The organism is uncultured Enorma sp., assembly GCA_905210055.1.
In the GTDB taxonomy this organism is placed as follows: domain Bacteria; phylum Actinomycetota; class Coriobacteriia; order Coriobacteriales; family Coriobacteriaceae; genus Enorma.
In genome coordinates, this window is record CAJLVH010000139.1 from 1 (window position 1) to 5,230 (window position 5,230).

4 protein-coding genes are annotated in these 5,230 nt (G+C 63.9%); 1 reads left to right on the top strand and 3 read right to left on the bottom strand.

Annotated elements, in window-relative coordinates:
* The coding region (locus QZ079_RS08015) for a hypothetical protein (protein ID WP_297037323.1) at positions 1 to 332 on the top strand (332 nt) is incomplete at its 5' end.
* Between the two features lie 21 nt (positions 333 to 353).
* On the opposite strand, the gene QZ079_RS08020 is transcribed toward QZ079_RS08015, so the two are convergent.
* The 3 genes from QZ079_RS08020 to QZ079_RS08030 form a co-directional block, all read right to left on the bottom strand.
* Positions 354 to 815, bottom strand: coding sequence for a hypothetical protein (locus QZ079_RS08020; RefSeq protein ID WP_297037325.1), 462 nt, complete (start codon positions 813 to 815; stop codon positions 354 to 356).
* Positions 816 to 1,107: 292 nt separating this feature from the next.
* On the bottom strand, positions 1,108 to 2,472 hold the full coding sequence (locus QZ079_RS08025; protein WP_297037327.1) for a PFL family protein: 1,365 nt from the start codon (positions 2,470 to 2,472) through the stop codon (positions 1,108 to 1,110).
* Between the two features lie 198 nt (positions 2,473 to 2,670).
* Positions 2,671 to 5,127: a homocysteine S-methyltransferase family protein gene (locus QZ079_RS08030; protein WP_297037329.1), complete on the bottom strand. Its 2,457-nt coding sequence runs from the start codon at positions 5,125 to 5,127 to the stop codon at positions 2,671 to 2,673.
* Positions 5,128 to 5,230 lie beyond the last annotated feature (103 nt).

Sequence of the window (5,230 nt, forward strand, 5' to 3'; positions counted from 1 at the left end):
CCGGCGGCTACGTGTACTCCATCGAAGCGGACGACGACGCCTGCGTCTTTGCCTACCGCTACGATGAGCACGGAGCCGATCCGTTCCCGTTGTTCGAGGTTTCGGGAACGCCGTTGGGATTCGCCTACTTCGATGGCGTGTTCTACATCGTTTCGAATGATGACGACGGCTTTGTGGTGCTGAGCTATGTGTTCGGAGATGGCTCCCTGCCGGTCGAGTTCTATCGGGGCGAGGGAACCATGGTCGATTTCGACCTCGATGACGCAGGGCTTGTCTTCACCGATGCCGAGGGCAGGACGTACACGCTGGAGCTGCCGTCTGTCGAGGGGTGAGAATCCAGGGCAGCGTTTCGCTTACAGGTAGGCAAGGAGCGAGAGATATTGTTGGGCGCTCTCGGGGACGGCGAGGGTCAGGTCCTGTCCGTAGGCTTCGACGGTGATGTATGAAGGGTCGGCATAGGTGGTGACGGTCGCCGAGGCTCCTCGATAGCTCGTGGAGAAGGTTCCGGATACAGAGGCGTCCTCGGGCAGGGTGGTCGCGCTCCAGGACTCGATGGCGAGCTCATCGATCGCGGTTTCGACCTGCTCATTCGACAAACCGGTCGCTGCAGCGATGCTTCCTACGTTAGATCTGAGCGCCTCGTCGATGCTGCCCTTCACGCCCGAGGCGTCGAGTGCCGCGTTCGCGATGCCTGTCCCGATGGCATCCTCGAGCGGCGTGCCGTTGAGCGCGAGCGTCCATGCAACCGAAAAGATGCCGAGAAGCACCGCAATTCCGAACGCGATCCCTGCAATAGCCCGCGTAAACGTCCTCATCGCAACTCCTTTTGGTCTCCGCGCTCCCGGATATATCCTCCGTGCTCAGACAGTCCTCGCTCGCTCCGCTCGCTGCGGAACTGCGCGCGGAGGATATATCCGGGAGCGCGGAGACGTGCACCGTGTTTGCAGTTCGCTCCGTTTCGGTTTCAACCTATAACAGGCTCTCGCCCCAGCAAGAACGTAGTACTGGGTTTTGGGCTTTCCTCCCCACGAGTTCCGCAGGATGGGGGCGAAGCCGCCATCCGAGGACTGTCTGAAGTGGGGAGGAAAGCCCAAAACCCCTCCGCACCTAGTTCTTGAGCGAGTTGAGCGGGGCGGGGAACCTGCCGCCTCGACGTGCGAGCACCGTTCCCGCATGCGCATTCACGGGCATGATCGGCGCGCGACCGAAGAGGCCGCCGTACTCTACGGCGTCTCCCACATCTTTGCCGATCGCCGGGATGATGCGCACGGCCGTCGTCTTGTTGTTGATGACGCCGATGGCCATCTCGTCGGCGATAATCCCGGCGATGGCCTCCACAGGCGTGTCGCCGGGGATGGCGATCATGTCGAGGCCCACGGAGCACACGCAGGTCATCGCCTCGAGCTTCTCGAGCGAGAGCGCGCCGGCCTCCACGGCGGCGATCATGCCGGCATCTTCGGAGACGGGGATGAACGCGCCGGAGAGACCGCCCACGCTCGAGGTCGCCATGACGCCGCCCTTCTTGACGGCATCGTTCAGCAGGGCGAGGGCACAGGTCGTGCCCGGGCCGCCGCACGTTCCCACACCGATGATCTCCAAGATGCGCGCCACAGAATCGCCCACGGCGGGGGTAGGGGCGAGCGAGAGGTCGACGATACCCTTCTCCACGCCGAGGCGCCTCGCGGCTTCGCGGCTCATGAGCTCGCCGGCGCGCGTGATCTTGAACGCCGTTTGCTTGATCTTCTCGGCCACATCCATCATGCTCGCGGACTCGGGTAGCTCCTCGAGTGCCGCGGCCATGACGCCGGGGCCAGAGACGCCCACGTTGATGACGGCGTCGGCCTCGCCGCCGCCGTGTACGGCGCCCGCCATGAACGGCGAGTCTTCGACCATGTTTGCGAACACCACGAACTTCGAGGCACCTACGGACTCCGCGTCCGCGGTGAGCTCGGCGGCGTCGCGCATGACCTGTGCAGCCATGAGCACGGCGTCCATGTTGATGCCTGCGCGCAGGCTCGCCACATTGAGGCTCGAGCACACGCGGCTTGTCTGCGCGAGCGCCTCGGGGATGCTCCTGATGAGACGGGCGTCTGCGTTGCCGATACCCTTGTGCACGAGCGCAGAAAACCCGCCCAGGTAGTCGATGCCGAGGGTTTCGGCGGCACGATCGAGCGCGTGGGCGAGCGGTGTTAGATCCTCATTGGGGCAGGCGGCAGCGATCTGCGCGACGGGCGTCACAGAGACGCGCTTGTTCACGATGGGAATGCCATATTCACGTTCGAGGTTCTCGGCGGTCTCCACGAGATGCTCCGCGGTTGTGGTCACGCGATCATAGACCTTCGTGCACATGCGCTCGAGGTTCTCGTCGGCGCATCCCATGAGCGAGATGCCCATGGTGATGGTGCGGATATCGAGATGCTGCTCAAAGACCATGCCTCGGGTTTCGGCGATCTCTGCCGGGGTGATTGCCATGGAAGCTCCAATCTTGCGACTCCAACTCTTCATTCTACCGGATGAGACATCGGGGTTCGGTTCATTTGGCTCATGTTCTGTTTTTGACAACCATCTTCAAAGCATCATCGCGACATCAGTGCATGTATTGCAGATGCCTTTGAACAGATAGCTCGAAGATTCTCGAAGATGCGTGCGGATTGCATCTAGGGCGTTGTGCTAACCGCCGAACACCTCTTGGCAGATGCGTGCGGTAGCGGCGGCGTCCTTCGCGTAGTAATCCGCGCCTATTTGTGCGGCGTAGTCTGGCGTGAGCACCGCGCCTCCCACGATGACCTTCGTTCCGGGCGCTTCGCGGTGCACGAGCTCGATCGTTTCCGCCATGGCGGGTACGGTCGTGGTCATGAGCGCGGAGAGGCCGACGATGCGCGCCTCCCGTTCGCGCACCGCGGCGAGGATCGTCTCGGGCGCGACGTCGCGACCGAGGTCGTATACGGTGAAGCCGTAGTTTTCGAGAAGCATGCGTACGATGTTCTTACCGATATCGTGGATGTCGCCCTTGACGGTCGCGAGGCACACGCCCCGGCCGGTAGCCGCAGCGGCTGGCACGCGCTCGCGGATGACGTCGAACCCTGCACGCGCCGCCTCGGCCGCGGCCATGAGCTGAGGCAAGAAGAGCTTGCCGGCGTCGAAGAGCTCGCCCGCTTCATTGAGTGCGGGAATGAAGTGCGTGCTAATGACATCCATGGGCTCAAGGGTTTCAAGGGCAGCGCGCGTCGCCGCGGGCATATCGCCCTTACGGCCGGTGAGGATGATGTGCTCGATAGAATCGGCTGCATGGGAGGATGCCGGTCCCTTTGCGGGAATGTCTGAGCGCGCGGGGCCGCCAGGAGCGTATGGATCGGGTGCGTCCGCGTATCGTTCGATGTAGGCCGCCGAGCCCTCGTCTTCGGCGTTGAGCACTCGATAACTCCGTACTACGTCCATGATGCGCGTGGAGGCGGGATTCACGATGGGCGCGTCCAGGCCGGCGCCGAGCGCGGCGGCGAGGAAGGTGGCGTTCAGAAGCCCACGGGCGGGCAGGCCGAAGCTCACGTTCGAGACGCCGAGCGCACAATGCACGCCTAGGCGCGTGCGGCACAGCGAGACGGCACGCAGGATCTCGAGCGCCTGACGCTGGTTGGTGGACGCCGTCATCACGAGGCAGTCAACGAGGATGCGGTGTGGTGCGATGCCGTAGCAGGCAGCCTCTTGCACGATGCGCTCCGCAATGCGCACGCGTTGTTGGGCGGTCTCGGGGATGCCCTGCTCGTCGAGGGTGAGCGCCACGATGTTCGCGCCGTAGCGCGCCGCGATGGGCAGTACCGCATCCATGCTTTCGCGTGTTCCGTTCACGGAGTTGATGGTCGCGACGCCCGCATAGCGGCGAACAGCCGCCTCGATGGCCGCCGGATCGCTCGAATCTATCTGGAGGGGAAGCGCCGTTGCCGTCTGCAGCTCCTCCACAGCACGCGCCAGGGTCGCGGCCTCATCGATATCGGGGAGCCCGACGTTCACATCGAGGATATCGGCACCCTCCTCCTGCTGTTGGATGCCCTGTCCCACGAGGTAGGCGAAGTCGCCCTCGCGAAGCGCCTGTTGCAACCGCTTCTTTCCTGTGGGGTTGATACGCTCGCCGATGACGGCGATGCTGCGCCCGTCGAGCACGGTCTCTTGTTGCGCGCTTGTCGCGACGAAATGATGGGAGCCGTCCGGGCTGGGTTTCATCATCTCGCTGCAGTGGTTTCGGATCTCTTGGATATAGGCGGGCGTGGTGCCGCAGCAGCCGCCCACGATGCTTACGCCGTCGGCGAGCATGTCGGCGACGGCGGCCGCATAGGCGTCTGGAGCGATGTCGTAGACGGTGCTGGCGCCTTCCATGCGGGGAAGTCCGGCGTTCGCCTGCACGATGACGGGCTTGCGCGTGACGGCGAGCATGCGCTGGGCGAAGGGGCGGATTTGGGCGGGTCCGAGCGAGCAGTTGATGCCAAGCGCTTCGACGCCGAGGGCGTCGAGCGTGCGCGCAGCGACCTCGGGCGGGGTGCCCAGAAACGTGCGGCCGTCTGCCTCGAAGGTCATGGTGGCGAAGATGGGCAGGTCGCAGCATTCCTTTGCTGCGAGCACCGCGGCCCGTATCTCCGAGAGATCCGTCATGGTCTCGATGAGGATGATGTCGACGCCCGAGGTCGCGGCAGCTCGCACCTGTTCGGCAAAGAGCTCGTATGCCTCCTCGAAGTCGAGCGTGCCGAGTGGACGGAGCAGCGTTCCCAAAGGGCCGATATCACCGGCGATGTAGCGGGCGCCCGAGGCACGCGCTGCGGCGGTGGCAGCTGCGAACACCTCCTCTACGGTTGCGGCGCCGTCGAGTTTGAGCGTATTCGCGCCGAAGGTATTCGTCGTGACGACTTCGGAGCCCGCTTGGACGTAGGCCGCATGAATGCGGGTTATGGCGTCCGGGTCGCTCAGGTTGATGAGCTCGGGGCGTGCGCCGGCGGCAAGACCTGCGGCTTGGAGCATGGTGCCCATGCCGCCATCGAAGATGAGGCGTCGCCGGCCTTCGAGCACCGCACGCAGGTCATCGTCGGCGATGTGCAGGGTATCGAGTGTGCGGGGTGTGAATGAGGTGAGGTTCGTCATGCTGGTAAGCCTTTGCTTTGAGGGACTGCATCTCATACGGTAGCATGTCCAACACATGAGGAGCGCGTCACTTTGGGTCTCACTTCGGGGACGGGTGCCTCTG